Origin of the sequence: Pseudomonas massiliensis (assembly GCF_000826105.1) — a bacterium.
In the GTDB taxonomy this organism is placed as follows: domain Bacteria; phylum Pseudomonadota; class Gammaproteobacteria; order Pseudomonadales; family Pseudomonadaceae; genus Aquipseudomonas; species Aquipseudomonas massiliensis.
Window position 1 is genome coordinate 373,033 of record NZ_CCYK01000007.1, and the last position, 25,465, is coordinate 398,497.

At 64.0% G+C, this 25,465-nt stretch carries 24 protein-coding genes, 1 other RNA gene and 1 pseudogene; 21 read left to right on the forward strand and 5 right to left on the reverse strand.

Annotated elements, in window-relative coordinates:
• The first annotated feature begins 115 nt into the window (after positions 1–115).
• From BN1188_RS12565 to zapE, 3 genes are all read left to right on the forward strand, one after another.
• Positions 116–751 (forward strand): alpha/beta hydrolase, encoded by a 636-nt coding sequence (locus tag BN1188_RS12565; protein WP_040261814.1) that lies wholly within the window; start codon positions 116–118, stop codon positions 749–751.
• Positions 752–774: 23 nt separating this feature from the next.
• Positions 775–2,121 carry a tryptophan--tRNA ligase gene (locus tag BN1188_RS12570; RefSeq protein ID WP_040261816.1) on the forward strand — a complete coding sequence of 449 codons (1,347 nt, stop codon included), beginning with the start codon at positions 775–777 and terminating at the stop codon, positions 2,119–2,121.
• Between the two features lie 138 nt (positions 2,122–2,259).
• Complete coding sequence (gene zapE, locus BN1188_RS12575) at positions 2,260–3,354, forward strand: cell division protein ZapE (RefSeq protein ID WP_040261817.1); 1,095 nt, start codon at positions 2,260–2,262, stop codon at positions 3,352–3,354.
• A 60-nt stretch (positions 3,355–3,414) separates the two neighbouring features.
• Here zapE and BN1188_RS12580 read toward each other — a convergent pair.
• Positions 3,415–4,398 (reverse strand): annotated as a pseudogene (locus BN1188_RS12580) (GlxA family transcriptional regulator); the annotation flags it as partial.
• A 315-nt stretch (positions 4,399–4,713) separates the two neighbouring features.
• On the opposite strand from BN1188_RS12580, the gene rplM reads away from it, so the two are divergent.
• From rplM to BN1188_RS12600, 4 genes are all read left to right on the forward strand, one after another.
• On the forward strand, positions 4,714–5,142 hold the full coding sequence (gene rplM / locus BN1188_RS12585) for a 50S ribosomal protein L13 (RefSeq protein WP_040261818.1): 429 nt from the start codon (positions 4,714–4,716) through the stop codon (positions 5,140–5,142).
• A 14-nt stretch (positions 5,143–5,156) separates the two neighbouring features.
• Positions 5,157–5,549 carry a 30S ribosomal protein S9 gene (rpsI, locus tag BN1188_RS12590; protein WP_040261819.1) on the forward strand — a complete coding sequence of 131 codons (393 nt, stop codon included), beginning with the start codon at positions 5,157–5,159 and terminating at the stop codon, positions 5,547–5,549.
• Between the two features lie 260 nt (positions 5,550–5,809).
• Positions 5,810–6,427: a glutathione S-transferase N-terminal domain-containing protein gene (locus tag BN1188_RS12595; RefSeq protein ID WP_040261820.1), complete on the forward strand. Its 618-nt coding sequence runs from the start codon at positions 5,810–5,812 to the stop codon at positions 6,425–6,427.
• A 17-nt stretch (positions 6,428–6,444) separates the two neighbouring features.
• Positions 6,445–6,873: a ClpXP protease specificity-enhancing factor gene (locus tag BN1188_RS12600; protein ID WP_040261821.1), complete on the forward strand. Its 429-nt coding sequence runs from the start codon at positions 6,445–6,447 to the stop codon at positions 6,871–6,873.
• 36 nt (positions 6,874–6,909) lie between these two features.
• On the opposite strand, the gene BN1188_RS12605 is transcribed toward BN1188_RS12600, so the two are convergent.
• From BN1188_RS12605 to BN1188_RS12620, 4 genes are all read right to left on the reverse strand, one after another.
• The gene (locus BN1188_RS12605; protein ID WP_040261822.1) at positions 6,910–7,488 is read right to left on the reverse strand and encodes a BON domain-containing protein; all 579 of its coding nucleotides are present in this window, start codon (positions 7,486–7,488) and stop codon (positions 6,910–6,912) included.
• Positions 7,485–8,078 (reverse strand): phosphoheptose isomerase, encoded by a 594-nt coding sequence (locus BN1188_RS12610; RefSeq protein WP_040261823.1) that lies wholly within the window; start codon positions 8,076–8,078, stop codon positions 7,485–7,487. The genes BN1188_RS12605 and BN1188_RS12610 overlap by 4 nt, the downstream gene beginning before the upstream one ends.
• 85 nt (positions 8,079–8,163) lie before the next feature.
• Positions 8,164–8,535: a YraN family protein gene (locus BN1188_RS12615; RefSeq protein ID WP_040261824.1), complete on the reverse strand. Its 372-nt coding sequence runs from the start codon at positions 8,533–8,535 to the stop codon at positions 8,164–8,166.
• Positions 8,532–10,307, reverse strand: coding sequence for a penicillin-binding protein activator (locus tag BN1188_RS12620; RefSeq protein ID WP_040261825.1), 1,776 nt, complete (start codon positions 10,305–10,307; stop codon positions 8,532–8,534). Before BN1188_RS12620 ends, BN1188_RS12615 begins: the two co-directional genes overlap by 4 nt.
• A gap of 62 nt (positions 10,308–10,369) precedes the next feature.
• Between BN1188_RS12620 and rsmI the strand changes: the two genes are divergently transcribed.
• The 14 genes from rsmI to BN1188_RS12690 all read left to right on the forward strand — a co-directional run bounded on the left by rsmI (position 10,370) and on the right by BN1188_RS12690 (position 25,463).
• A complete protein-coding gene (gene rsmI / locus BN1188_RS12625; protein WP_084596216.1) occupies positions 10,370–11,320 on the forward strand; it encodes a 16S rRNA (cytidine(1402)-2'-O)-methyltransferase in 951 nt (316 codons plus the stop codon).
• A gap of 90 nt (positions 11,321–11,410) precedes the next feature.
• Positions 11,411–11,768, forward strand: an RNA gene (gene rnpB / locus BN1188_RS12630) — RNase P RNA component class A.
• A 324-nt stretch (positions 11,769–12,092) separates the two neighbouring features.
• Entirely contained in the window at positions 12,093–12,548 is a 456-nt protein-coding gene (gene mraZ / locus BN1188_RS12635) for a division/cell wall cluster transcriptional repressor MraZ (RefSeq protein ID WP_040261827.1), read from the forward strand.
• Positions 12,545–13,492 carry a 16S rRNA (cytosine(1402)-N(4))-methyltransferase RsmH gene (rsmH, locus tag BN1188_RS12640; protein ID WP_040261828.1) on the forward strand — a complete coding sequence of 316 codons (948 nt, stop codon included), beginning with the start codon at positions 12,545–12,547 and terminating at the stop codon, positions 13,490–13,492. Before mraZ ends, rsmH begins: the two co-directional genes overlap by 4 nt.
• Positions 13,489–13,782 (forward strand): cell division protein FtsL, encoded by a 294-nt coding sequence (ftsL, locus tag BN1188_RS12645; RefSeq protein ID WP_040261829.1) that lies wholly within the window; start codon positions 13,489–13,491, stop codon positions 13,780–13,782. Before rsmH ends, ftsL begins: the two co-directional genes overlap by 4 nt.
• Positions 13,782–15,533 (forward strand): peptidoglycan D,D-transpeptidase FtsI family protein, encoded by a 1,752-nt coding sequence (locus tag BN1188_RS12650; RefSeq protein ID WP_187375345.1) that lies wholly within the window; start codon positions 13,782–13,784, stop codon positions 15,531–15,533. The genes ftsL and BN1188_RS12650 overlap by 1 nt, the downstream gene beginning before the upstream one ends.
• Positions 15,530–16,993: a UDP-N-acetylmuramoyl-L-alanyl-D-glutamate--2,6-diaminopimelate ligase gene (locus tag BN1188_RS12655; protein ID WP_040261831.1), complete on the forward strand. Its 1,464-nt coding sequence runs from the start codon at positions 15,530–15,532 to the stop codon at positions 16,991–16,993. Before BN1188_RS12650 ends, BN1188_RS12655 begins: the two co-directional genes overlap by 4 nt.
• Entirely contained in the window at positions 16,986–18,353 is a 1,368-nt protein-coding gene (locus tag BN1188_RS12660) for a UDP-N-acetylmuramoyl-tripeptide--D-alanyl-D-alanine ligase (RefSeq protein WP_040261832.1), read from the forward strand. Before BN1188_RS12655 ends, BN1188_RS12660 begins: the two co-directional genes overlap by 8 nt.
• Positions 18,353–19,435, forward strand: coding sequence for a phospho-N-acetylmuramoyl-pentapeptide-transferase (gene mraY / locus BN1188_RS12665; RefSeq protein ID WP_040261833.1), 1,083 nt, complete (start codon positions 18,353–18,355; stop codon positions 19,433–19,435). Before BN1188_RS12660 ends, mraY begins: the two co-directional genes overlap by 1 nt.
• Before the next feature lie 4 nt (positions 19,436–19,439).
• A complete protein-coding gene (gene murD, locus BN1188_RS12670) occupies positions 19,440–20,786 on the forward strand; it encodes a UDP-N-acetylmuramoyl-L-alanine--D-glutamate ligase (protein WP_040261834.1) in 1,347 nt (448 codons plus the stop codon).
• A gap of 2 nt (positions 20,787–20,788) precedes the next feature.
• The gene (gene ftsW, locus BN1188_RS12675) at positions 20,789–22,000 is read left to right on the forward strand and encodes a putative lipid II flippase FtsW (RefSeq protein WP_187375346.1); all 1,212 of its coding nucleotides are present in this window, start codon (positions 20,789–20,791) and stop codon (positions 21,998–22,000) included.
• Positions 21,990–23,060, forward strand: coding sequence for an undecaprenyldiphospho-muramoylpentapeptide beta-N-acetylglucosaminyltransferase (gene murG / locus BN1188_RS12680; RefSeq protein WP_040261836.1), 1,071 nt, complete (start codon positions 21,990–21,992; stop codon positions 23,058–23,060). The genes ftsW and murG overlap by 11 nt, the downstream gene beginning before the upstream one ends.
• Complete coding sequence (gene murC / locus BN1188_RS12685) at positions 23,053–24,507, forward strand: UDP-N-acetylmuramate--L-alanine ligase (protein ID WP_040261837.1); 1,455 nt, start codon at positions 23,053–23,055, stop codon at positions 24,505–24,507. The genes murG and murC overlap by 8 nt, the downstream gene beginning before the upstream one ends.
• Positions 24,504–25,463, forward strand: coding sequence for a D-alanine--D-alanine ligase (locus BN1188_RS12690; RefSeq protein WP_040261838.1), 960 nt, complete (start codon positions 24,504–24,506; stop codon positions 25,461–25,463). Before murC ends, BN1188_RS12690 begins: the two co-directional genes overlap by 4 nt.
• Positions 25,464–25,465: the final 2 nt, after the last annotated feature.

Sequence of the window (25,465 nt, forward strand, 5' to 3'; positions counted from 1 at the left end):
ACGTTAACGGCTCGAACCCGCGCTGTATACCGCAAGGCGTCAATACCGCCTGCCCACGGGCACAAACCACTAGCTAGACGAGTCGACCCTGGCCAGGGTCACGGAGTTCATACCCTTGCTCATTCGTGAAAACCCCTTGATGCTCGATGGGCCGGTTGGCCAGCTCGAGGCGCTTTACCTTGAAGTTCCCCAGCCGCGAGGCCTGGCGCTGCTTTGCCATCCGAATCCGGAGCAGGGCGGCACCATGCTCAACAAGGTCATGTCCACGCTGCAGCGTACGGCCCGGGACGCCGGCTACATCACCCTGCGTTTCAACTACCGCGGCACGGGGAGCAGCGCCGGCAGCCACGACATGGACCTGGGAGAAGTGGACGACGCCAATGCCGCCGCCAACTGGCTACGCATTCGTCACCCAGGTCTGCCGCTGACACTCCTGGGCTTTTCCTTCGGTGGTTTCGTGGCGGCCACCCTGGCCGGACGGCTGGAACGTCAAGGCGTGACGCTTGAGCACCTGTTCATGTGCGCTCCGGCCGTGATGCGGTTGCGTACCGAGGAACCGCTGCCGCGGCAGTGCCCGCTGACGGTGATCCAGCCTGATGCCGACGAGGTCGTCGAGCCTGCCCATGTGTACGAATGGTCCGCCGGGCTCGAGCGTCCTCATGAGTTGATCAAAGTGGCGGAGTGCGGGCACTTCTTTCATGGCAAACTCACCGACCTGAAAGATCTTGTTCTTCCGCGCCTTGCCCCCTGACCGCAGCCGATAAGCGATTGCCCATGACCACCCGTATTCTCACTGGTATCACCACCACCGGCACGCCCCACCTGGGCAACTATGCCGGCGCCATCCGCCCAGCCATCGAGGCCAGTCGTCAGCCTGGCATGGACTCGTACTACTTCCTGGCCGATTACCACGCCCTGATCAAATGCGACGACCCGCAGCGTATCCAGCGCTCGCGCCTGGAAATCGCCGCCACCTGGCTCGCTGGCGGTCTGGACGTGGAACGCGCCACCTTCTATCGGCAGTCGGACATCCCCGAGATCCCTGAATTGACCTGGCTGCTGACCTGCGTGGCCGCCAAGGGCCTGCTCAACCGCGCCCATGCCTACAAGGCGTCGGTAGACAGGAACGTAGAAACCGGCGAAGACCCGGACGCCGGCGTGTCCATGGGCCTGTACAGCTACCCGATCCTGATGGCGGCGGACATTCTGATGTTCAACGCCCACAAGGTGCCGGTGGGTCGCGACCAGATCCAGCACGTGGAAATGGCCCGTGATATCGGCCAGCGCTTCAACCATCTGTTCGGCCAGGGGCAGGAGCTGTTCGTACTCCCCGAGGCGGTGATCGAGGAAAGCGTAGCGACCCTGCCCGGGCTGGATGGCCGCAAGATGTCCAAGAGCTACGACAACACCATCCCGTTGTTCGGCTCGGCCAAGCAGCTCAAGGACGCCATTGCCCGTATCGTGACCGACTCACGCGCTCCGGGTGAGCCGAAGGATCCTGACAACAGTCACCTGTTCACCCTGTACAGCGCCTTCGCGACTCCGGCCCAGACCGAAGCCTTCCGCGGGCATCTGCTGGGCGGCCTGGGGTGGGGCGAGGCCAAGCAGCAACTGTTCACACTGCTCGACGGCCTCCTTGCCGAGCCGCGCGAGCGCTACCAGCAACTGATCGCTCGCCCCGCTGACCTGGAAGACATCCTGCTGGCCGGTGCCGCCAAGGCGCGTCGCGTGGCCACGCCTTTCCTCGAGCAGTTGCGCGAAGCGGTGGGCCTGCGCTCGTTCCGTACCCAGGTCGCGGCGACCGGCACCACCCCCAAAAAGGCCGGCAAGGCGGCGCGGTTCGTCAGCTTCCGCGAGGACGACGGCAGCTTCCGTTTCCGCCTGCTCAGCGCGGAGGGTGAGCAGTTGTTGCTTTCCCAGCCATTCGCCGATGGCAAGGCAGCAGGCGCGGCAAGCAAGCGACTGCAGCAGGTCGAGCCAGAACTGCGCGTCGAAGCGGACAGTTTCACGGTATGGCTCGATGGCGAGTGCGTGGCCAGCAGCCCGGCCCATGCCGATGATGCCGCCCGGGATGCTGCCATCGATGCGGTGAAGCAGGCCCTGCGGCCCGCGGCGGACTGAACGCGGGTCATCTGCGCGCCGGGTCTTGTTCGCGCAGGCCCGGCGCTGACGGCTGCGGCGATCGGTCGCGGCCTCGATTGCCATCCCCCAGGCCCGCCGTTAAAGTGGCGGCCCGGTTTTACAGCCCGTAGACGACTTATGACGCCCCTTGAACGATACCAAGCCGACCTGAAACGTCCTGATTTCTTCCACGATGCGGCGCAGGAAACAGCGGTGCGCCATCTCCAGCGGCTCTACGATGATTTGATCGCCGCGGACACCCACAAGCCAGGCCTGCTGGGCAAGCTCTTCGGCAAGAAAGACAGCGCGCCCATCAAGGGGCTTTATTTCTGGGGCGGTGTAGGGCGGGGCAAGACCTATCTGGTCGATACTTTCTTCGAAGCGCTGCCGTTCAAGGAAAAAACCCGTACCCACTTCCACCGCTTCATGAAGCGGGTCCACGAGGAGATGAAAACCCTCAAGGGGGAGAAGAATCCGCTGACGCTGATCGCCAAGCGATTCGCCAGCGAGTCGCGGGTGATCTGTTTCGACGAATTCTTCGTGTCGGACATCACCGACGCCATGATCCTGGGCACCTTGATGGAGGAATTGTTCAAGCATGGGGTTACCCTGGTGGCGACCTCCAACATCGTGCCGGACGGGCTCTACAAGGACGGCCTGCAGCGTGCCCGTTTCCTGCCCGCCATCGCGCTGATCAAGCAGCACACCGAAGTGGTCAACGTCGACAGTGGGGTGGACTACCGCCTGCGCCATCTGGAGCAGGCGGAACTGTTCCATTTCCCTCTGAACGAGGCGGCGGAGAGAAGCCTGCGTGAGAGCTTCCGGGCACTGACGCCGGAGTGCACCCAGCCTGTGGAAAACGATGTTCTGATCATCGAAAACCGCGAGATCCACGCGCTGCGTACCTGTGACGATGTGGCCTGGTTCGACTTCCGCGCCCTGTGCGACGGGCCGCGCAGCCAGAACGACTACATCGAGCTGGGCAAGATCTTCCACGCCGTGATTCTCAGTGGCGTGGAACAGATGGGCGTAGCGACCGACGATATCGCCCGACGCTTCATCAACATGGTCGACGAGTTCTACGATCGCAACGTAAAGCTGATCATCTCGGCTGAAGTGGAGCTAAAGGACCTGTATTCCGGTGGCCGCTTGAACTTCGAATTCCAACGTACTCTCAGCCGGCTGCTGGAAATGCAGTCTCATGAGTTCCTCTCACGCGCCCACAAGCCTTGAACTGACGACCTCGGCGGTGGCCTGCGCCAGGCGCGCCGCACTGGCCGCCGCGGTACCCCCGCGGTAGCCCTGGCGGTACTGGTTGGGCGAAGCGCCCGTGTGCTGGCGAAACAGCCTGGCGAAGAAGCTCGCGTCGTCGTAGCCCACCTCATAGCTGATGGTCTTGATGCTCTTGGCGCTGGCCGAAAGCAACCCCTTGGCGGTTTCGATCCGCAACCTTTGCAGGTAGTGCAGGGGCTTGTCTCCCGTGGCCGAGTGGAATCGCCGCATGAAGTTACGGATGCTCATGCCATGTTTGCGGGCCAGGTCTTCGAAGCGAAACTTGTCGGCGAAGTGAGTTTCAAGCCAGTCCTGCACCTGGAGGATCTGCAGGTCCTGATGCAGTTTTTGCCCGCCGAAGCCGATTCGCCCGGGAGCATAGCTTCGCCGGACCTCGTGGAGGATGTCCCGCGCCACCGCTTGCGCAACGCGAGGGCCGCAGAAGCGCTCGATCACATAGACGTAAAGGTCGCAGGCCGACGTCAGCCCCGCGGCGCAGTAAAGGTTGTCCGCGTCGGTCAAGTGCTTTTCCCGGTTCAGTCGAATCTTGGGGTACCGTTCGCTGAACGCGTCGAAGTAGCGCCAGTAAGTGGTCGCCTCCTTGCCGTCCAGCAGCCCCGCCTCGGCGAGCCAGAAGACGCCGTTGGCTTCGCCACACAACACCGCGCCCTTGGCATGTTGCTGTCGCAGCCAAGGTAGCACCTGGGTCGTTTCCGGCGAGGCGGTCGAGAACTCCCCCCAGAAGGCCGGCAGTATGATCACGTCAGCGTCCGCGAGCGCGCCTTCGGCCTCCATTCTTGTGCCGCTGAAGGTTTGCGCCCCTTCGCCGCCCGCGCTGAGCAGGCAGGTCTCGTAGGCGGGGACCAGGCCCAGCCCGAGTTCGCGCCCGTAGCGCAGGCTCGCCAGATGAAAGAAATCCTTGGCCTGCATCAGGGTAGAGGCGAAGACATTGGGTGTGACGAGTATCGCGACCCGCTGGAGGCGGGGAGAGGGCTGTGGGCGCATATTCATTGTTCTTGTGGGATAGCGGTCACGCTTTGGCACTATCGTCTTGTTTTTGTCGCCTGGTGTCCAGTAGGCGAGCGTGCGTACAGGGCTAGCGAAAGAACTTGAAATTTTCCGGCCAATCCGGATAATTCGCCTGCTCTGCACGCGGAGGAAGTGATGCCCCTCCCCGGACAGGCCCTTTGCCGGACCCGACGCGATGACCCGAGCCCCCGAAAGCGTCTGGATGCGGCTGCCTTTGACCTTGTCAAAGCAAGCACTATTCAGTAAGCTCCGCCGTCTATTTTTGCTGGGCGGCCCCTGAGGCTATAAAGAATGAAAACTTTTACTGCTAAACCGGAAACAGTAAAGCGCGACTGGTTTGTCGTCGACGCCGCTGGCCAGACCCTGGGTCGTCTGGCTACCGAAATCGCGAGCCGTCTGCGTGGCAAGCACAAGCCTGAATACACCCCCCACGTTGACACTGGCGACTACATCGTCGTGATCAACGCCGAGCAGGTGCGTGTAACCGGCGCCAAGTCCACTGACAAAGTGTACTACTCCCACTCCGGTTTCCCCGGCGGTATCAAATCGATCACTTTCGACAAGCTGATCGACAAGGCACCTGAGCGTGTCATCGAAACCGCGGTCAAGGGCATGCTGCCGAAGAACCCGCTGGGTCGCGACATGTACCGTAAGCTGAAAGTCTATGCGGGCGCTACTCACCCTCATACTGCTCAGCAGCCTCAAGAACTGAAGATTTAACGGAATAGTTCACTATGTCGGCGACTCAAAACTACGGCACTGGCCGTCGCAAGACCGCAACCGCTCGCGTATTCCTGCGGCCGGGTACTGGCAACATTTCTATCAACAACCGCCCGCTGGATACCTTCTTCGGTCGTGAAACCGCGCGCATGGTTGTTCGTCAGCCGCTGGAACTGACTGAAAACGTCGCCAAGTTCGACGTCTACGTCACCGTTTCCGGTGGTGGTGTCAGCGGCCAGGCCGGCGCTATCCGTCACGGTATCACTCGTGCCCTGATGGCCTACGACGAAACCCTGCGTGGCGCCCTGCGTCGTGCTGGCTTCGTTACCCGCGACGCCCGTGAAGTTGAACGTAAGAAAGTCGGTCTGCGTAAAGCGCGTAAGCGTCCGCAGTACTCCAAGCGTTAATTCGCTGCTTTCGCTTCACGAAAAGCCCGGTTCGAAAGAATCGGGCTTTTTCGTTTGGGTGTTTTTCAGTTGCCGGATGCTGCAGGCGGCGGTAGCGTTCTGGCATTCCCGCCCGCTAGCGACGGTTTTGCTGTAAGATTCGCGGCTATCGCGCGCCCGGGGGCGCCTACGTTCAGTCTGTGGCCAGGGCATTCCATGCTCGCCGCGAACGAGGCTTGCCTGGGCGCGTTCGTTTATCCGCTTCCAGCGAGGAAATCGCCATGGGCGTAGCCAACCGGTTGGCCTGCTATTCCGACCCGGCCGACCATTATTCCCATCGTGTGCGCATCGTGCTTGCCGAAAAAGCCGTGACCGTGCAGATCATCGATACCGTCCCCGGACGGCAGCCTGCGGGCCTGATGGATGTGAACCCCTATGGGTCCCTGCCTACCCTGGTTGACCGGGACCTGGCCTTGTATGAATCCACCGTGGTCATGGAATACCTGGATGAGCGCTACCCGCATCCGCCACTCTTGCCCGCCTATCCTGTGGCTCGGGCCAACACGCGCTTGCTGATGCACCGCGTCCAGCGTGACTGGTGTGGTCATGTGGATCTGCTGCTCGATCCACGAAGCAAGGAGGCGGCCCGTTCAGAAGCGCGCAAGTACCTGCGCGAAAGCCTGACCGGCGTCTCGCCATTGTTCGCCGAGATGTCATGCTTCATGAGCGATGAGCAAAGCCTGGTGGACTGCTGTCTACTGCCCATACTCTGGCGCCTGCCGGTGATAGGGGTGGAGCTGTCCAAGGCTGCCAAGCCGCTGCTTGACTACATGGACCGGCAGTTTGCTCGTGAAGCTTTTGAGGCGAGTCTATCCGCCGCCGAACGTGAAATGCGCTAGTTCTAGAGGAGCCCTTGATGAATTCCAGTCGTCCTTACCTGGTCCGCGCGCTGTATGAGTGGATCGTGGATAACGATTGCACCCCCCATATTCTGGTCAATGCAGAATACCGTAACGTGCAAGTCCCCCAGGGATTTGCCACTGATGGTCAGATCGTGCTGAACGTGTCGCCCAGCGCGGTGCGCCATATGCAGATGGATAACGAAGCAGTGAGCTTCGAAGGTCGCTTTTCCGGTGTCGCCCATTCCTTGTATGTACCAGTGGGGGCGATCATGGGCATCTACGCCCGTGAGAACGGGCAGGGTATGGTGTTCGACCCTGAAGTGCCGTCCCTCGAGGATGACGTCGAGCTTGAGGGCGAGCACACCGATGGTGATGATCTGCCGCCGTCGGGTGGGCAACCGCCGCGCCCCAGCGGCCGGCCAAGCCTCAAAGTAGTGAAGTGAAAAAGGCGACCGCGAGGTCGCCTTTTTCATGGCTGTTCAGTCGATGTATTCGAACAGCTTGACGATCTTCTGGACGCCCGAGACGCCTTGCACCAGGGTGGTGGCCCGGTTTGCCTCTTGCTGGGAAACCAGGCCGAGCAGGTAGACGATGCCGTTTTCCGTAACTACCTTGATGCGTGAACCCGGAATGGCATTGTCCGCGAACATCTGGGTCTTGATCTTGGTGGTCAGCAAGGCGTCGTTGCTGCGGGCCAGCATTGAAGAGGGCTGGGCGACCTGCAGTTCGTTCTCTACCTTCTTGACTCGCTGGACAGCGCCGGCAGCCTGCCCTGCAAGTGTCTTGAGGTCCGCGCGCGGGGTCTGGCCGGCCAGCAGCACGACACCGTTGTAGCTGGTCACCACGATATGGGAACCCTGGTCCAGGTCAGGGCTGGCCTTGGCTACGTTCACCGCCACCTTGGTCTCGATCAGTGAGTCGTCGATCTTGCTGCCCAGGGTGCGGGTGCCACGGTCGTCGTCGATGGGCTTGTCGCGGGTGGCAGTCAGCACGGAGCTGCAGCCGGAGAGGGCGATGCAAGCAGTCAAGGCCGCGAGGCCGATACGGATGGGGCTCATTCTTCACTCCCGAACAATTGGCTGTCGATCAAGTCGCAAAGGCAGTGGATCGCCAGCAGGTGTACTTCCTGAATGCGCGCGGTTACCTGTGATGGAACGCGGATCTCTACGTCTTCGGGCAACAGCAGCGAAGCCATGCCGCCTCCGTCCCGGCCGGTGAGCGCCACTACCGTCATGTCCCGGTCGTGAGCCGCCTGGATGGCCTGAATGATATTGGCCGAGTTACCGCTGGTGGAAATCGCCAGCAGCACGTCGCCCGCCTGGCCCAGTGCGCGGATCTGCTTCGAGAAGACCTCGTTGTAGCTGTAGTCGTTCGCAATGGACGTCAAGGTCGAGGCGTCCGTGGTCAGGGCGATGGCGGGCAGGCCCGGCCGCTCCCGTTCGAATCGATTGAGCATCTCCGATGAAAAATGCTGCGCGTCTCCGGCAGACCCTCCATTGCCGCAGGCGAGCACCTTGCCCTCGCTGAGCATGGCATGGACCATGACCTGGCTGGCTTGCTCGATATGGGGAGCGAGCACTTCCATGGCCTGCTGCTTGGTGTCGATGCTGGCCTGGAAGAGCCGGCGAATCCGGGATTGCATGTCCATCGTCTACCTTAGAAACCTGAGCCCGCGAAGCGGGGACGCCGGGGCAGGCCGCGGCGTATGCTTGATGAGATCAAACCGGTGCGTGTCAGCTGGTGAAGGCATCCTTCAGCCAGGTCAGCCCAAGCGCCCGAGGGTCAGTGCCTTCGATAGCGACGATATCGAAACGGCAAGGGTGCTCGGCCCATTGGGAGTTTTCCTGAAGGAAATGCGCCGCAGCGGTAACCACTCGCGCCTGCTTGCGGCCGTCGACGCTGCCGAGGGCGCCACCCCAACCAGCGTGCAGCCGATAGCGAACTTCGGCGAATACTACTGTATCCCCCTCCAGCATGACCAGATCCAGTTCACCGTACCGGCAGCGCCAGTTGCGGGCCAGCCGTTGCAGCCCGTGCGCCTGTAGATGGCGTTCGGCCCAGTCCTCGGCCTGCTGGCCCGGGCGGGGATGAAGCAGGCGGGTCACTGGGCGCTGGATGGCATGGACTCGACCCTCCCGCCGGTGAATTGAGCCCAGGGCAACTGGCGCTCGATCCGCTGGGCAGTATTCAGGCTCAGGCTTCCCGAAAGCCCGTCGATGCGGTTGTCAGGCAAGGCCTTGAGTTGCCCCAGCCGCGGGGCGAGGGTGTAGGCGTCGGCCCCCATGGCGTACAAGCGGCCCAGGCTGGTATTCGCCTGTGGCCACTGGCGGGCGACCTGCTGGCGCAGGCTGTTGTTCGCATCGAGCAACCAGGGCGTTTCGCAGAAGCGTACGTTGTTCAGGTCCGTATACTGGGCCTGGTCACCGCTGGCGCTGTACACATGCGAGGTGGCATACACCGGGATGTCGCCGGCGTACTGGTAATTGAGCGTGGGCTTGACCTGCTGGGCCTGTTGCGGCGTGGCGGTCATGTAGATGAAATCCACGTCCTGGCGGCGACTGCCCTGACCACCGGTGCCAGTCTGGCGGACCTGCAGCAGCTCGGCGATCTGCCCCGCCAGGGCGACCGGCTGGTCGATCTGCACCGCGGCGACCAGCGTGCCTCCCTCGGCTTGCCAGGCCTGGCGGAACGCCGCCAGTACCCGGTCTCCGAACTCGCCCTTGGGCACTATGGCAGCGGCCCGCTGCAGGCCGTCGGCATGGGCGCGGCGCGCCACTTCACGGGCTTCGTCTTCCGCGGCGAGGCCGAACTGGAAGAGCTGCGCCGGGCCCGGCTGTGGGCTGTCGCTATAGTTGAGCGCCAGGGTAGTGATGGGCAGCTGGGGGCGGCTGCTCAGTTGCTTGACCAGGTTCTTCTCCAGCGGGCCGACCACCAGCTGGATGCCCTTGGCCTGGGCCTCGCGGTAGAACTCGTCCATGGACGTGACGCGGGAGCTGTCGAACAATTCGATGGCTGGCGTCGGCTGGCCGCTCTGCTGGGCCTGGTAGTGCGCGGCCATGAAGCCGTCACGCAGGGCTCGGGCAACACCAGCCAGTTGGCCCTGCTGAGGCAGCAGGAGGGCGACGCGGTCCAGCGGCTGGTTGGTTACCGTCATCAGTTGTTGCAAGGGGAGCGGCAGGGTGACCGCTGCCGGGTGACTGGCATGCTGCGCGCGCCATGCCTCGATAGCCGCCTTCTGCTGCTCCAGCGTGCCGGGCGTCTTGGCGACCTGGGCCAGACTCAGCCAGCCTGCGAGGTCGTCGGTACCGCTGGGTTGAAGCTGGTCGGCCGGCAGGCTTGCCACCAGTTTCCAGATTGCCTCGTGGTTGGCGCTGCTCGCGTCCCCTTGCAGCATGGGCGCAATGAAGATGCGCTCACGCGCCGCCGCCAAGACCTGGCCGTCAGCCTCCAGGGCCCGGGCGCGAACGGTCTGGGTGCGGATCTGCTGGTCGACGGGCAGTTCGCCCAGGTGCTCGAGGCTCGGATGTTTCAGCGCCGTGAGCGCAGCCTTGGGGTCGTTGCGGTTCATGGCAAGTTCGGCCAGCAGGGTGCTGGCGAATACCTGCTGGGCAGGCTTGAGCTGATTGAGGTCCAGCTGGCCGAAAATCTGCGTGGCAATGGCGTCCTGTCGTTGTTCCATGGCCTTGCTCGCCGCGCTCAGGCGCAGGAAGGCGGCTTCGTCTGGCGCCTTGCTCGCCGCGGCCTGCTGCAACAGCTCATCCACGCTTGCGTTGGCGGTGCGTGGCAGCTCGCCCAGGGACGAACCCGGCTGGCTCGCGCACGCGGCCAGGAGCATGGCCAGGAATAGGGCAAATAGCGGACGCAGGCAACCGGTCATGTACATCTTCCTGATACGGATCGTTGGACGAACAATTGTACCCAAGGCCCGGCGGCGACGCGATGACGAGGCCCCGAGCCGGGATTCGGCAAACTGCTGTCGCGCCGTTACAATGGCCGCTTTTCCGGCCTTCCAAGGTGTGTGCTGTGACCCTCCCAGGCGCGACTGATTCAACTTTAGGCACACTTTATGTGGTCGCCACCCCTATCGGTAATCTCGAGGACATGACCCCCCGGGCCCTGCGGGTATTGACGCAGGTGGCCTTGATAGCCGCCGAGGATACCCGTCACTCGTTGCGCCTGCTCCAGCACTTCGGCATCCAGACTCCGCTGGCCGCCTGCCATGAGCATAACGAGCGAGAGGACGGCGGCCGCTTTCTGGGCAGGCTGCAAGCTGGCGATGACGTGGCCTTGATTTCCGATGCAGGCACTCCCTTGATCTCGGACCCTGGCTACCACCTGGTGCGCCAGGCCCGCGCGGCTGGCGTGCCCGTGGTGCCAGTGCCAGGCGCCTGCGCGGTGATCGCCGCGCTATCAGCCGCCGGGCTGCCGTCCGATCGCTTCATTTTCGAGGGCTTCCTCCCCGCCAAGGCCGCTGCCCGGACCAGCCGCCTGGAGGCGCTGCGGGAAGAGCCGCGCACCCTGATCTTCTACGAGGCGCCTCATCGCATCCTGGAGTCGGTCCAGGCCATGGAAGCGGTGTTCGGCCCTGAGCGCCCCGCAGTGCTGGCACGCGAGCTGACCAAAACCTTCGAAACCCTCAAAAGCGCCCCGCTCGCCGAGTTGAAGGCGTTCATTGAAACCGATGTGAACCAGCAGCGCGGCGAATGCGTGGTGCTGGTCGCCGGCTGGTCCGCTCCCACTGGCGAGGAGGCCCTGAGTGTGGAAGCGCTGCGAGTACTGGACCTGCTCCTGGCCGAGATGCCCCTGAAGAAAGCCGCCGCCCTGGCGGCGCAGATCACAGGCGTACGCAAGAACCTGCTGTACCAGGTCGCTCTGGAGCGACAGGGGTAGGATGATCTGCCGCTAAAATAGGCGCTAGCAAGCCTCGCTCGGCTGTCATCGCTTGTAACCGAAGGCGGCTGCCGGTAACCTTGCCGCCGGAGAGTCGGTTGGACAGTCGCTGCCGTTGCATGCTCGCATGCGCGGGGGAGGAAAGTCCGGGCTCCATAGGGCAGAGTGCCAGGTAACGCCTGGGAGGCGCGAGCCTACGGAAAGTGCCACAGAAAATAACCGCCTAAGCGCTTCGGCGCCGGTAAGGGTGAAAAGGTGCGGTAAGAGCGCACCGCGCGGCTGGCAACAGTCCGTGGTCAAGGTAAACCCCACTCGGAGCAAGACCAAATAGGGTTCCATAGGCGTGGCCCGCGCTGGAACCGGGTAGGTTGCTAAAGGTGTTCAGTGATGACCACCGTAGAGGAATGGCTGTCCTCGACAGAACCCGGCTTACAGGCCGACTCTCCACCTTTCTTTTCGTCCCCGTTTCGTTTGTATCCCCTCCCTGGTAATACCGAAAAAATCTTAATTCTCACAATTCACTTTAACTATTTGACGCAAACCACTGGCCCGGAAGGGGTTTCCCAGGCGTTTTGTCTCGCTTTTTCAGGCTTTCCACCTCATCTGTGTCGTAAATCACCGATATGTAAGGGTTTTCCCTGACGGCGCGCCTTGACGCTGCCGTGGGGGGATTCCTATAGTGTGCGCGAGTGGCGGAAAGTGGCAGAAAGTGGGAAATTCAGGCGCAGGCGAACAATAGCGCGGCAGTATCTTTTTTCGGGGAAGCTCAACAGTGTTTCGCGGAGCCAATGCCATCAGCCTTGACGCAAAAGGCCGTCTCGCTATGCCGAGCCGGTACCGCGACGAGCTGAATTCGCGAAGCAGTGGCCAGTTGATCATCACCATCGATACGGTCGACCCTTGTTTGAACCTCTACCCGCTCGACGAATGGGAAATCATCGAAACCAAGCTCAAGGCGCTTCCCTCGTTGCGAGAGGAAGTCAAGCGCCTGCAACGGCTGTTGATCGGTAACGCGGTAGACCTGGAGCTCGACTCCAGTGGCCGCTTTCTCGTTCCCCCGCGTTTGCGCGACTACGCCCGCCTGGACAAGAAGGCGATGCTGGTAGGCCAGCTGAACAAGTTTCAACTGTGGGACGAGGACACCTGGAACGCGGTTTCCGCGGCGGACCTCGAAGCAATCCAACAACCGGGCGCCATGCCTGATGAACTGCGTGACCTGATCCTGTGACGACCGACAGCAGCTACAACCACATTACCGTGTTGCTAGACGAGGCGATCGAGGCCTTGAACGTGCGCGCGGACGGCTGCTATGTAGATGGCACCTTCGGTCGCGGCGGCCATAGCCGTCTGATCCTCCGACATCTGGGAGGGGACGGCCGATTGCTTGGCTTCGACAAAGACCCTCAGGCGATTGCTACCGGGCAAGCGCTGGCGGCCGAAGACGGCCGCTTTGTCATTGTGCAGCGCAGTTTCGCCGAGATGGCTGCCGAAGCCGATCGCCTTGGCCTGGCCGGCAAGATCAGCGGCGTCCTGCTGGACCTGGGCGTGTCCTCCCCGCAGTTGGACGATCCGGCGCGCGGCTTCAGCTTTCTCAATGACGGCCCGCTGGACATGCGCATGAACCCCGATCAGGGCATCAGCGCGGCGCGCTTCATTGCCGAAGCGCCTGAGGAGGAAATCGCTCGGGTTTTCAAGGAATATGGCGAGGAGCGTTTCGCCCGGCGCATGGCGCGGGCGGTCGTGGAGCGGCGTCAGGCGCAGCCGTTCGAGCGCACCGCCGACCTGGCGCAGGTGCTCAAGGATGCCAACCCGGCCTGGGAGAAGAACAAGCATCCGGCTACCCGAGCCTTCCAGGGGTTGCGCATTCATGTCAACAGCGAACTGGCCGACCTTGAAGCAGGGCTCCAGGCCGCGCTGGACATTCTCGAAGTGGGCGGCCGCCTGGTAGTGATCAGCTTCCATTCCCTGGAAGACCGCATCGTCAAGCTGTTCCTGCGCCGCCTGGAGAAAGGCGAGCAGGACAAGCTCCCGCGCAACCTGCCTGTGCAAGTACAGCGCTTCGAGCCGATCGTGCGTACCCTGGGCAAGGCGCGTTTCGCTTCTGAAGCCGAGCTCAAGGCCAACCCGCGCTCGCGCAGCGCCGTAATGCGTGTGGCGGAGAAACTGCGGTGAGCCAGCTCTTCTTCAAGCCATTGCCACGCTTCAGTTTCCTGATGCTGCTGCTGTTCGTGGGGGTGCTGGTGTCCGCCATTGCGGTGGCCTATAGCGCGCACTTGAACCGCACCTTGCTCAACGCCCTTTACACCGAGCTCAATGAGCGCGACAAGGCCCAGGCCGAGTGGGGCCGCCTCATTCTCGAGCAAAGCACCTGGACGGCCCATAGCCGAATCGAGGCGTTGGCCACCGAACAGCTGAAAATGCATGTGCCTGACGCGGCGGACGTGCGGATGGTGGCGCCATGATGAAACTCGACGGAGCCCTATTTCCGTGGCGTTTCCGCGTCGTGCTCGGCCTGCTCGGCATCATGGTGGCGGCCATCAGCTGGCGCATCATCGACCTGCAGGTAGTGGACCGTGATTTCCTCAAGGGCCAGGGCGATGCCCGCAGCATGCGTCATATCCCCATTCCCGCGCATCGCGGCCTGATCACTGACCGCAACGGTGAGCCCCTGGCGGTCAGTACGCCGGTGAGCACCCTGTGGGCCAACCCCAAGGAGCTGCAGCTGGCCAAGGACCGCTGGCCCGAACTGGCGCGTGCCCTGGGTCAGGATCCGGCGCAGCTCAGCGAGCGTTTCGAAGCCAACGCCAGCAAGGAATTCCTCTATCTGGTCCGTGGGCTGACCCCGGAGCAGGGTCAGGCGGTACTGGACCTGAAGGTGCCCGGCGTCTATGGCCTGGAGGAGTTCCGTCGTTTCTACCCGGCTGGCGACGTCACCGCCCATATGGTCGGCTTCACCGACCTGGACGACCACGGTCGCGAGGGTGTCGAGCTGGCCTACGACGAGTGGCTGGCCGGCGTGCCTGGCCGGCGCCAGGTGATCAAGGACAGGCGCGGGCGGCTCATTCGCGACGTGCAGGTGACCAAGAACGCCAAGGCCGGGAAAACCCTGGCCTTGTCCATTGATCTGCGCCTGCAGTACCTGGCCACACGGGAGCTGCGCAAGGCCATTACGGAGAACCAGGCCAAGGCGGGCAGCCTGGTGATCATGGACGTGAAGAGTGGCGAGGTGCTCGCCATGGTCAATATGCCCACCTATAACCCGAACAACCGTCGCACCATGGTGCCGGCGGCCATGCGCAACCGCGCCATCATCGACGTGTTCGAGCCTGGCTCGACCATGAAGCCACTGTCCATGAGCGCGGCCCTGGAAACCGGGCGCTGGAAGCCGACGGACAAGGTGGAGGTATACCCAGGGTCCCTGCAGATCGGCCGCTACACCATCAAGGACGTATCCAAGACCGAGGGGCCGGTGCTGGACCTGACCGGCATCCTCATCAATTCCAGTAACGTGGGAATGAGCAAGGTCGCCTTCGATGTGGGCGGCGAGAATATCTACCGCGTGATGTCTTCCGTGGGCCTGGGCCAATACTCTGGGCTTGGCTTCCCGGGCGAGCGGGTGGGCAACCTGCCCAACCACCGCGAATGGCGCAAGGCGGAAACCGCTACCTTGTCCTACGGGTACGGCCTTTCGGTGACGGCGCTGCAGCTGGTACACGCCTACGCCACCCTGGCCAACCACGGCAGGCTGGTGCCGCTGTCGATCCTGAAAGTGGACAATCCGCCGGAAGGCAGCCAAGTGATTCCGGAAAACGTGGCCATGACCATCCAGGGCATGCTGCAGCAGGTGATCGAAGCACCACGTGGCGTGTATCGCGCGCAGGTGCCGGGCTACCACGTGGCGGGCAAGAGCGGTACCGCGCGCAAGGCCACCATCGGCTCGCGTGGCTACACCGAGAACGCTTACCGCTCGCTGTTCGCCGGCTTCGGTCCGGTGGCCAACCCGCGCTACGCGGTGGTGGTGGTGATCGACGAGCCCGGCGCGGGCGGTTACTTCGGTGGCCTGGTATCCGCGCCTGTCTTCAGCAAGGTGATGTCGGGCACGCTGCGCCTGATGAACGTACCGCCGGACAACCTTCCGGCGGCCACTCCACAACAGCAGGCCAGCGCCACTCCGGTGCCCGCGCCCGCGCCTGGCAAAGGACGCCAAGGATGAGCATGCCCCTGACCCACCTGTTCCCCGATGCCGGGCGCGATCCGCTGATCCGCGAGCTGGCGCTGGACAGTCGGCAGGTTCGCCCAGGTGACCTGTTCCTGGCCGTGCCCGGTGGCCGGGTCGATGGCCGCCAGCACATCGCCGATGCCCTGGCGCGAGGCGCCGCGGCGGTGGCCTATGAGGCCGAAGGCGCCAATGTCCTGCCTTTCACCGACATACCCCTGGTTCCGGTGCGTGGGCTGGCGGGCCAGTTATCAGCCATCGCCGGACGTTTCTATTCTGAGCCGGGCCGTCATCTGCGCATGATCGGCGTTACCGGAACCAATGGCAAAACCAGCGTGACCCAGCTCATCGCCCAGGCGCTGGACCGGCTCGGCACCTCGTGCGGGCTGATCGGCACCCTGGGCAGCGGCTTTCATGGCGAACTCAAAAGTGGCCGTCTGACCACCCCGGATGCCGTGGCGGTGCAGGCGACCCTGGCCGACCTGCGCAAGGCCGGCGCCCGGGCCGTGGCCATGGAAGTCTCCTCCCACGCCTTGGAGCAGGGGCGCGTGGCGGCGGTGGATTTCGGTATCGCCGTGTTCACCAACCTGTCCCGGGACCATCTCGACTACCACGGCAGCATGCAGGCCTACGCCAATGCCAAGGCCCGTCTGTTTGCCTGGCCTACCTTGCGCGCCCGGGTGATCAACCTCGATGACGAACTTGGCCAGGACCTGGCCCGGCGGCCGGGTACCTCCCGGCTCATCGGCTATAGCCTGGTCGAGGCGAGCGCTACTCTGTACTGCCGCGATGCCCGCTTCGACGACCAGGGCGTCACGGCTACCCTGGTCACCGCCCAGGGCACCTTCAATCTGCGCAGCCGCTTGCTGGGCCGCTTCAACCTGAGCAACCTGCTGGCGGCCATCGGCGCCCTGATGGCGATGGACTATCCGCTGGACGAGATCCTCAAGGTCGTTCCAGCGCTGGAAGGCCCGTTGGGCCGCGTGCAGCGCCTGGGTGGCGGCGACCGCCCGCTGGTAGTGGTGGACTACGCCCATACGCCGGACGCCCTGGAGAAGGTTCTCCAGGCCTTGCGCCCCCATGTGAGCGGCAGTCTGGTTTGTCTGTTCGGCTGCGGCGGCGACCGTGACCGGGGCAAGCGTCCGCTCATGGCGCAGGTAGCCGAAACCCTGGCCGACAAGGTCGTGGTCACTGATGACAATCCGCGCAGCGAGGCGCCCGAAGCCATCTTTGACGATATCCGTCCTGGCTTCGCCCAGCCTGGGCAGGCCCGATTCATTTCCGGACGCAGCGAGGCCATCGCGCAAGCGGTGGGCGACGCCCGGGCCGGTGACGTTGTGGTGCTGGCCGGTAAAGGGCACGAGGACTATCAGGAAATTCTTGGCGAGCGACACCCGTTCTCCGACATCGAACAGGCCGAAGCGGCCTTGGCTACCTGGGAGCGAGACCATGCTTGAGCCCCTGTCCCTGGCGCGCGTGGCGCAACCCCTTGGTGGGCGCCTGCTGGGTGAGGACCGCACTTTCACGGGCGTCAGTATCGACAGTCGCGCCATCGAGCCAGGCCAACTGTTCATCGCCTTGGCCGGGCCGCGCTTCGACGGCCACGATTATCTGGTCGAGGTAGCCGGCAAAGGCGCGGTGGCCGCCCTGGTGGAACGCGAGATCCCGGATGCGCCCTTGCCGCAGTTGCTGGTGGCCGACTGCCGACTCGCTCTGGGCCAGTTGGGCGCGCTGAATCGTCAGGCGTTCACCGGGCCGGTGGCTGCCATCACGGGCTCAAGCGGCAAGACCACGGTCAAGGAAATGCTGGCCGCCATCCTGCGTGTCCGTGGCCCGGCCCTGGCCACCCGCGGCAACCTCAACAATGACCTGGGCGCGCCCCTGACCTTGCTGGAACTGGCGGGCGAGCACTGGGCGGCGGTGATCGAGCTGGGTGCTTCGCGCATCGGCGAAATCGCTTATACCGTGGGCCTGACCCGGCCGGCCGTGGCGCTGATCAACAACGCCGGCACCGCCCATGTGGGCGAATTCGGCGGCCCGGAAAAGATCGTCGAGGCCAAGGGCGAGATCCTCGAGGGCCTCGACGCCACCGGCGTGGCCGTGCTCAACCTCGACGACAAGGCCTATCCGGTATGGGCCAGGAGGGCCGCGGGGCGTACGATCCTCACCGTCTCCCTGGCCAACCCTGAAGCCAGCTTCCATGCCGGCCCCGTGAGCACAGACGCGCGTGGCTGCCCGGCCTTCGAACTGCGCTGCGGCGACGGCATCGAGCACATCCAGCTCAACCTGCTCGGCCAGCACAACGTTCGCAATGCATTGGCCGCCGCCGCCGCGGCTCGAGCCATGGGCGCCACCCTGCCGGAGATCGCCCGTGGGCTCAACAGTGTGCAACCGGTCAAGGGCCGTACCGTCGCCCAGGTGACCGCTAGCGGCGTGCGAGTGATCGATGACACTTACAATGCGAATCCCTCCTCGGTGAACGCGGCGGTTGATATACTCGCCGGCTTTTCCGGGCGCACCGTCCTGGTGCTCGGAGATATCGGCGAGCTGGGTGACTGGGCTATCGAAGGCCACCGCCAGGTAGGGGCCTACGCCCAGGGCAAGGTCGACGCGCTTTATGCCGTTGGCCCGCTCATGGCCAACGCTGTCCAGGCATTCGGTGAGAACGCCCGCCATTTCGACACTCAAGCTGACCTGATCCAGGCCTTGGCCTCGGAGCAGGCAGCCGACACAACCATTTTGATCAAAGGCTCGCGTAGCGCTGCGATGGAACACGTCGTAGCGGCCTTGCGCGGTGCCAGCGGGGAGACACATTAATGCTGCTGCTGTTGGCCGAATTCCTGCAACAGTTCTACAAGGGCTTCGCGGTTTTCCAGTACCTGACCCTGCGCGGGATCCTGGGTGTATTGACCGCGCTGGTCCTGGCGCTGTGGCTGGGGCCGTGGATGATTCGTACCTTGCAGATCCGCCAGATTGGCCAGGCCGTGCGTAACGATGGTCCTCAGTCCCACCTGTCCAAGTCCGGCACCCCGACCATGGGCGGCGCTCTCATCCTTTCGGCCATCGGCATCAGTACGCTGTTGTGGGCCGACCTGAGCAATCGCTATGTCTGGGTGGTGCTGGTGGTGACCTTCCTGTTCGGCGGCATCGGCTGGGTGGACGACTACCGCAAGGTGATCGAGAAGAACTCCCGGGGCTTGCCAAGCCGCTGGAAGTATTTCTGGCAATCGGTGTTCGGCATTTGCGCCGCGGTCTTCCTCTACACCACCGCCAACACGCCGGTCGAAACCACGCTGATCGTGCCCATGCTCAAGGACGCCAGCGTACCCCTGGGCGCCGGCTTCATGATCCTGGCTTACCTCGTGATCGTCGGCTCCAGCAACGCGGTCAACCTCACCGATGGCCTGGATGGCCTGGCCATCATGCCGACCGTGATGGTGGGCGGGGCCCTGGGCATTTTCTGCTACCTGTCGGGCAACGTGAAATTCGCCGATTACCTGCTGATCCCCTATGTGCCAGGCGCGGGCGAGCTGATCGTCTTCTGTGGCGCGCTCATCGGGGCCGGCCTTGGTTTCCTCTGGTTCAACACCTACCCGGCGCAGGTATTCATGGGGGATGTGGGCGCCCTGGCGCTGGGTGCCGCCCTGGGCACCATCGCGGTCATCGTTCGCCAGGAAATCGTGCTGTTCATCATGGGCGGCGTATTCGTGATGGAAACCCTTTCCGTGGTCATCCAGGTCGCCTCGTTCAAGCTGACCGGGCGCCGGGTGTTCCGCATGGCGCCGATCCACCACCATTTCGAACTCAAGGGCTGGCCCGAACCCCGGGTGATCGTGCGCTTCTGGATCATCACGGTGATCCTGGTGCTCATCGGCCTCGCCACCCTGAAGCTGAGGTAGCCCTGTGTCGCTGATCGCTTCCGACCAATTCCGCATCGTTGTCGGCCTCGGCAAGAGCGGCATGTCCCTGGTTCGCTTCCTGGCGAAGCAGGGCGTTGCCTTTGCGGTGGCCGATACGCGCGAGAATCCTCCGGAGCTGGCGACCCTGCGGCAAGCCTTTCCCCAAGTGGAAGTCCGCTGCGGCGAACTGGACCCTGAGTTTCTCTGCCGCGCCAGCGAGCTGTACGTCAGCCCGGGCCTGGCCCTGGCCACGCCAGCCCTGGCCGAGGCCGCGGCGCGGGGCGTGAGGCTCTCTGGCGATATCGACCTGTTCGCCCGTCATGCGCGCGCGCCCATCGTCGCCATCACCGGTTCCAACGCCAAGAGCACCGTGACCACCCTGGTGGGCGAGATGGCCCAGGCCGCCGGCAAGCGCGTGGCCGTGGGCGGCAACCTGGGCACGCCCGCCCTGGACCTGCTCGCCGAGGACGTGGAGCTCTACGTGCTCGAGCTTTCCAGCTTCCAGCTGGAAACGACCCACCAGCTCAACGCGCAAGTGGCTACCGTGCTCAACCTCAGCGAAGACCACATGGACCGCTACAGCGGCATGCCGGCCTATCACCTGGCCAAGCACCGCATCTTCCGGGGTGCCCGCCATGTGGTGATCAACCGCCAGGACGCACTGACCCGGCCCTTGCTGCGCGATGACATGACCCTGTCCTCCTTCGGCCTGGACGGGCCGGACTTCAACAGTTTCGGCATCGTCGAGGAAGCCGGCGCGCGCTACCTGGCCAGGGGGCGCGAGCGGCTGTTGGCGGTCACCGAGCTGAAAGTCAGGGGCGCCCACAACCAGGCCAATGCCCTGGCTGCCCTGGCACTGGGCAGCGCCGCGGGCTTGCCGATGGCATCGATGCTCGACGCCCTGCGCGGCTTCAGTGGCCTGGCGCATCGCTGCCAATGGCTGCGCGAGCGCAACGGCGTAAGCTGGTATGACGATTCTAAGGCCACCAATGTAGGCGCCGCCCTGGCGGCCATTCGTGGCCTGGGCGAAGACATCGACGGCAAGCTGGTGCTGGTGGCGGGCGGAGACGGCAAAGGGGCGGAATTCGCCGACCTGCGCCGTCCGGTCAGCCAATACTGCCGGGCGGTGGTACTGCTTGGTCGCGACGCCGAGCGCCTGGCTGCGGCACTTGACCCGGAACTGCCCCGATACCACGTAGCCGACCTGGACGCCGCGGTGGCCCGGTGCGCTCAGCTGGCCCAGCCAGGCGACGCGGTGCTGTTGTCTCCCGCCTGCGCCAGCCTGGACATGTTCCGTAATTATGAAGAGCGTGGGCGCCTGTTCGCCCAGGCCGTAGAGGCGCTGTCATGAACATCCTCAGCGCTATCAAGCCTTATCCATCGCCGCTGATCAGCAACCGGGGCATCGATATCGACTTTCCCATGCTGGCGGGCTGCCTGGCCCTGCTGGGGCTCGGGCTGGTCATGATCACGTCGGCGTCGTCCGAGGTCGCTGCGGCCCAGAGCGGCAACCCCCTGTACCACATGATCCGCCACATCATCTATGTGACGCTCGGTCTTGGCGCCTGTGGCGTGACCCTGCTCATTCCCATCGCCACCTGGCAGCGCATGGGCTGGCTGCTGCTGATGGCTGCCTTCGGCCTGTTGTTCCTGGTGATCGTGCCGGGGGTAGGGCGCGAGGTGAACGGGTCCATGCGGTGGATCGGCTTCGGCGCCTTCAACGTTCAGCCATCCGAGTTGGCCAAGGTTTTCGTGGTGATCTTCCTTTCCGGCTACCTTATCCGCCGCCAGCAGGAAGTACGGGAAAGCTGGATGGGCTTTTTCAAGCCTTTCATCGTGCTGCTGCCCATGGCCGGCCTGCTGCTGATGGAGCCGGACTTCGGGGCCACCGTGGTGATGATGGGCGCGGCCGCGGCCATGCTGTTCCTTGGCGGTGTCGGCCTGTTCCGCTTTGCCCTGATGGTGGTGCTGGCAGCGGCGGCCGTGTTCGTGCTCGTACAGGCACAGCCGTACCGGATGGCGCGCCTGATTACCTTCACCGACCCCTGGGCCGACCAGTTCGGTTCCGGCTACCAGCTGACCCAGGCGCTGATCGCCTTCGGCCGTGGCGAGTGGTTCGGGGTGGGCCTGGGCAACAGCGTGCAGAAACAGTTCTACCTGCCCGAAGCCCACACCGACTTCGTGTTCTCCGTGCTGGCCGAAGAGCTGGGCGTGGTGGGCTCGCTGTGCACGGTGGCGCTGTTCATGTTCGTGTGTATCCGTGGCATGTACATCGGGCTCTGGGCCGAAAGAGCCAAGCAGTTCTTCGCCGCTTACATGGCCTATGGCCTGTCCATGCTGTGGATCGGCCAGTTCCTCATCAATATCGGCGTGAACGTGGGGCTGCTACCGACCAAGGGGCTGACCCTGCCGTTTCTCAGCTACGGCGGTAGCTCCCTGGTGATCTGCTGCGCGTGCCTGGGCCTGCTGTTGCGCATCGAATGGGAAAGCCGTACCCACCTGGGCAGCGAGGAAGTGGAGTTCACCGAGAAAGACTTTGCCGAGGAGCCTTACCATGGCCGGTAATGTCTTGATCATGGCGGGCGGTACCGGGGGGCATGTGTTCCCGGCCCTGGCCTGCGCCCGTGAATTCCAGGCCCGGGGCTACCAGGTCCACTGGCTCGGTACGCCTCGGGGTATCGAAAACGATCTGGTCCCGACGGCCGGCATCACCCTGCATCGCATCGAGGCCAGCGGTCTGCGCGGCAAGGGGCGCCTGGCGTTGTTCAAGGCACCCCTGATGCTGGTCAGGTCGGTGCTGCAGGCCCGTGCGATCATCCGGCGGCTCAAGCCAGCCTGCGTGGTTGGCTTCGGTGGCTATGTCACCGGCCCCGGCGGCCTGGCTGCCAGGCTCGCTGGCATCCCTGTGGTGGTGCACGAACAGAATGCCGTGGCAGGTACCGCCAATCGGTTGCTGCTGCCCCTGGCCAGCAGAGTCTGCGAAGCTTTCCCCGGCACCTTCGCTGATTCGGGAAAATGCCTGACTACTGGCAATCCGGTGCGCGCGGAATTGTTCCTGGAAAGCCAGCGCGCCACACTCGCGGGCCGCCGGCCACGGTTGCTGGTGATGGGCGGCAGCCTGGGCGCCGAACCGCTTAACAAACTGGTGCCAGAAGCCCTGGCCCGCTTGCCTGAAGCCCACCGTCCCGAGGTTTTCCATCAGGCCGGCAAGCAACACGACGCGATCACGGCCGAACGTTACCGAGCCGCCGGGGTGCAGGCCGAGGTGGCGCCATTCATCGCCGACATGGCCCAGGCCTATGCCTGGGCCGACCTGGTGATCTGCCGGGCTGGCGCCCTTACCGTAAGCGAGCTGGCCGCCGCCGGTTTGCCGTCCTTGCTGGTGCCCTTGCCCCACGCCATCGACGACCACCAAAGCCGCAATGCCGAATTTCTGGCCCGCGAAGGCGCAGCCTTCGTCATGCCGCAAGCAACAACCGGCGCCGCCGAACTGGCCGAGCGCCTTGAAGAGGTTTTGATGCAACCGCAAAAACTCGTGACCATGGCCCAGACCGCCCGCCGGCTGGCAAAACCCGATGCCACCCGTAGCGTCGTCGACGCTTGCCTGGAGGTGGCCCATGGTTGAAAGCCAACGCGCCATGCCGCAGCCGGAAATGCGCCGGATCCGCCGCATTCATTTCGTGGGAATCGGCGGCGTCGGCATGTGCGGTATCGCCGAAGTGTTGTTGAACCTGGGCTACCAGGTCTCTGGTTCGGACCTGAAGGCTTCCGGCGTGACCGAGCGCCTGCGTGCCTTCGGCGCCGAGGTCTTCATCGGCCACCGTGCCGAGAACGCCGCGCGCGCCGACGTGCTGGTGGTATCGAGCGCGGTGAACGTGAGCAACCCGGAGGTCGCCACCGCCCTGGAGCGCCGTATCCCCGTGGTGCGTCGAGCTGAAATGCTCGCCGAGCTGATGCGCTACCGCCATGGCATCGCGGTGGCCGGCACCCACGGCAAGACCACCACTACCAGCCTGCTGGCATCAGTGTTCGCCGCGGCCGGGCTAGACCCTACCTTCGTGATCGGCGGCCGGCTCAATGCCGCCGGTACCAATGCCCAGTTGGGCAGCAGTCGCTACCTGATCGCCGAAGCGGACGAAAGCGACGCCAGCTTCCTGCATTTGCAGCCGCTGGTGGCCGTGGTCACCAATATCGACGCCGACCACATGGCGACCTATGAAGGCGATTTCAACAAGCTGAAGAAGACCTTCGTGGAGTTCCTGCACAACCTGCCGTTCTACGGCCTGGCCGTGGTGTGCATCGACGACCCGGTGGTGCGTGAGATCCTGCCCCAGGTCGCTCGGCCTACCACCACCTACGGGGTGCATGAGTCCGCGGACGTGCGCGCTATCGATATCCGCCAGGACGGCATGCAGACCTACTTCACCGTGCTGCGCCGCGACCGCGAGCCACTTGACGTGTCGGTGAACATGCCCGGAAACCACAACGTGCTCAACGCGCTGGCCACCATCGCCATCGCAACCGACGAAGGCATCAGCGACGAGGCCATCGTCCGCGGGCTCTCCGGCTTCCAGGGCGTGGGTCGGCGTTTCCAGGTCTACGGCGCGTTGCCCGTGGAAGGGGGGGAAGTCATGCTGGTGGACGACTATGGCCATCACCCCCGTGAGGTGGCCGCGGTCATCGACGCCGTGCGTGGGGGCTGGCCCGAGCGTCGCCTGGTCATGCTCTACCAGCCGCACCGCTATAGCCGCACCCGTGACCTTTACGACGATTTCGTGCAAGTGCTGGCCGATGCCAATGTACTGCTGCTCATGGAAGTCTACCCGGCCGGCGAAGAACCGATTCCCGGGGCCGACAGCCGTCAGCTGTGCCACAGCATCCGTCAGCGTGGCCAGCTGGACCCGATCTACGTGGAACGCGGCACCGACATCGCGCCGGTGGTCAAGCCGCTGCTTCGTCCCGGCGACATCCTCCTTTGCCAGGGCGCCGGGGACGTTGGCTCCATCGCGCCTCAACTGTTGAAAAGCCCGCTGTTCGCCGGCGCGGTCGCTACCTCGGGGAAGCTTTCATGAACGCTCATGCCTACGAAACCCTCGTGTCCAAGGTGGCACCCAGCGATTTCGGCCGTGTCGCCGTGCTTTATGGCGGCACCAGTGCCGAGCGCGAAGTGTCCCTGAAGTCCGGCGCCCAGGTGCTGTCTGCCTTGCAGGCCGCTGGCGTGGACGCTTTCGGCATCGACGTGGGCAGCGACCTGCTGCAGGTTCTGCTTCGTGAAAGGATCGACCGCGCCTTCATCATCCTGCACGGGCGCGGCGGTGAAGACGGCAGCATGCAAGGGTTGCTGGAGTGCCTTGGCATTCCCTACACCGGCAGCGGCATCCTGGCCTCGGCGCTGGCCATGGATAAACTGCGCACCAAGCAGGTGTGGCAGAGCCAGGGAATTCCCACACCGCGGCATGCGGTATTGGCCAGCGAAGCCGACTGCGTGGTCGCGGCTAGGGAACTGGGCTTCCCTTTGATCGTCAAACCCGCCCATGAAGGTTCAAGTATCGGCATGGCAAAGGTGACCAGCAGCGACGAACTGGTCAAAGCCTGGAAAGACGCCAGCGCCTATGACTCGCAAGTCCTGGTCGAGCAATGGATCGACGGCCCGGAGTACACCGTGGCTGTTCTGCGCGATCAGGTACTGCCGGCGATCGCCCTCGGCACGCCTCATACATTCTACGACTACGACGCCAAGTACCTGGCCGACGATACCCAGTACCGCATCCCTTGTGGCCTGCCGGCCGAGCAGGAGCAGGCGCTGATGCAACTGTGCCTGCGTGCCTGCGAGGCGATCGGCGTCAGCGGATGGGGACGGGTGGATGTCATGCAGGATGCCCAGGGCGCTTTCTGGCTGCTGGAAGTCAATACCGCCCCGGGAATGACCGACCATAGCCTGGTGCCCATGGCGGCACGGGCGGCCGGGCTGGATTTCCAGCAGCTGGTGTTGTCCATTCTCACTGATTCACTTCAGGCGCGAGGCTGACC

Coding starts and splice junctions, on each gene's coding strand:
- BN1188_RS12570 (WP_040261816.1), top strand. CDS start 775: ATGACCACCCGTATTCTCACTGGTATCACCACCACCGGCACGCCCCAC.
- zapE (WP_040261817.1), top strand. CDS start 2,260: ATGACGCCCCTTGAACGATACCAAGCCGACCTGAAACGTCCTGATTTC.
- rplM (WP_040261818.1), top strand. CDS start 4,714: ATGAAAACTTTTACTGCTAAACCGGAAACAGTAAAGCGCGACTGGTTT.
- rpsI (WP_040261819.1), top strand. CDS start 5,157: ATGTCGGCGACTCAAAACTACGGCACTGGCCGTCGCAAGACCGCAACC.
- BN1188_RS12595 (WP_040261820.1), top strand. CDS start 5,810: ATGGGCGTAGCCAACCGGTTGGCCTGCTATTCCGACCCGGCCGACCAT.
- BN1188_RS12600 (WP_040261821.1), top strand. CDS start 6,445: ATGAATTCCAGTCGTCCTTACCTGGTCCGCGCGCTGTATGAGTGGATC.
- BN1188_RS12605 (WP_040261822.1), bottom strand. CDS start 7,488: ATGAGCCCCATCCGTATCGGCCTCGCGGCCTTGACTGCTTGCATCGCC.
- BN1188_RS12610 (WP_040261823.1), bottom strand. CDS start 8,078: ATGGACATGCAATCCCGGATTCGCCGGCTCTTCCAGGCCAGCATCGAC.
- BN1188_RS12620 (WP_040261825.1), bottom strand. CDS start 10,307: ATGACCGGTTGCCTGCGTCCGCTATTTGCCCTATTCCTGGCCATGCTC.
- rsmI (WP_084596216.1), top strand. CDS start 10,370: ATGACGAGGCCCCGAGCCGGGATTCGGCAAACTGCTGTCGCGCCGTTA.
- BN1188_RS12650 (WP_187375345.1), top strand. CDS start 13,782: ATGAAACTCGACGGAGCCCTATTTCCGTGGCGTTTCCGCGTCGTGCTC.
- BN1188_RS12655 (WP_040261831.1), top strand. CDS start 15,530: ATGAGCATGCCCCTGACCCACCTGTTCCCCGATGCCGGGCGCGATCCG.
- BN1188_RS12660 (WP_040261832.1), top strand. CDS start 16,986: ATGCTTGAGCCCCTGTCCCTGGCGCGCGTGGCGCAACCCCTTGGTGGG.
- mraY (WP_040261833.1), top strand. CDS start 18,353: ATGCTGCTGCTGTTGGCCGAATTCCTGCAACAGTTCTACAAGGGCTTC.
- murG (WP_040261836.1), top strand. CDS start 21,990: ATGGCCGGTAATGTCTTGATCATGGCGGGCGGTACCGGGGGGCATGTG.
- murC (WP_040261837.1), top strand. CDS start 23,053: ATGGTTGAAAGCCAACGCGCCATGCCGCAGCCGGAAATGCGCCGGATC.
- BN1188_RS12690 (WP_040261838.1), top strand. CDS start 24,504: ATGAACGCTCATGCCTACGAAACCCTCGTGTCCAAGGTGGCACCCAGC.